Origin of the sequence: Aureivirga sp. CE67, assembly GCF_015767245.1 — a bacterium.
Taxonomy (GTDB): Bacteria; Bacteroidota; Bacteroidia; order Flavobacteriales; family Flavobacteriaceae; genus Aureivirga.
In genome coordinates this window covers 1-1,246 of the sequence record NZ_JADOTV010000047.1, presented here as the reverse complement: position 1 = coordinate 1,246, position 1,246 = coordinate 1, and the positions used below count along the sequence as shown (strand labels likewise).

General features: G+C 27.7%; 1 protein-coding gene. It reads left to right on the top strand.

Annotated elements, in window-relative coordinates:
- Window positions 1–117 precede the first annotated feature (117 nt).
- Window positions 118–1,236, top strand: a complete 1,119-nt coding sequence (locus I0K12_RS21920; RefSeq protein ID WP_196890318.1) for an ISAs1 family transposase — start codon at window positions 118–120, stop codon at window positions 1,234–1,236.
- Window positions 1,237–1,246 lie beyond the last annotated feature (10 nt).

The following is a 1,246-nucleotide window of genomic DNA, read 5'->3' as shown; positions in this document are numbered from 1 at the left end:
CACGGCTTTTTCATAAAAAAAGAGTGATTCCAAAAAAATGATATTTTTGTTTCGCCAAAAATCAAAATACATCATGAAATCACTCAAAAAAACGAAATTAAAAGATACTATGAAGAATTGCAAATAAAACTATCTGATTTCCGAGATAATCGTGGGAAACGTCATTCTTTACCTTTTGTGATTCTGAGTTTTTTTACTGCTTTTATTCGTAGCACAGGTCATTTAACATTATCTGATATTCATAGAATTATGATTCACAGTCACTCTGATTTGATTAAAGATCTAGAGGAGTTTTCTTTTGAAAAATGTGTTAGCTATTCTCAATTAAGGAGAATTCTAATAGCTTTTGATTATACTGAGTTTTCAGAGATTAATTTTAATTATTTCAGAAAAACAATAATGCAAGAAGGGAAGTATTGGTCATCAATTGATGGGAAGGAGCTTCGTGGAAGCATTGATGGTGTATTAGGAGAAAAAAGAGGAGAAAATATTGTTACCAAAGTTTCTCATGATGATGAACAGACTGAAGTTATTGGTTTTTATTCAGGAAAGAAAGAATCTGAGAAAACAGTGGTAAAATCATATTTTGAAAATCAACAAAATATTTCAAATAAAGGATTTACATTGGATGCTTTACATACAACAATTCCTTTGTTAACAGCAATTCAAAGTAGAAAAGGTACTTATCTTTCTCAAGTAAAATCAAATCAAAAATATTTATTAGAAGAGTTAGAGCATATTAGTCAACATCTACCACATCATTATACGAAATCAGAAATCAACAAAGAACATGGTAGGATCGAAAAAAGAACTTATAAATCATACACAATCAATTCTGAATGTTTAAGTGAAAAATGGAAAGACACTGGTATTTATACTTTTATCGTTGTTGAAAGAGATACTTTAAAATTGAAAACAAATCAAAGTACTAAAGAGACTTCTTTCTATATTAGCAATACCAATAATTCAAAACAAAATATTTTTGAATTATTCAAAGCATGCAGAAATCACTGGAAAGTAGAAGCTAAAAATTATGTCAGAGATAAAACTTTTGGTGAAGACTCTTTTAAAAGTTTTAATATAAATCTTCAGCGATGTTTTGCTGTAATGCTGACTCAAGTCATTAATTTACTACAAAGATCAAAAGAAAAATTGAATTTTAAGCAAATAAGAACAAAGTTAGCTTATAATAAAGATGAGTTGAATAAGATTTTTAAATCAAATTTATTTTTATGAAAAAGCCGTG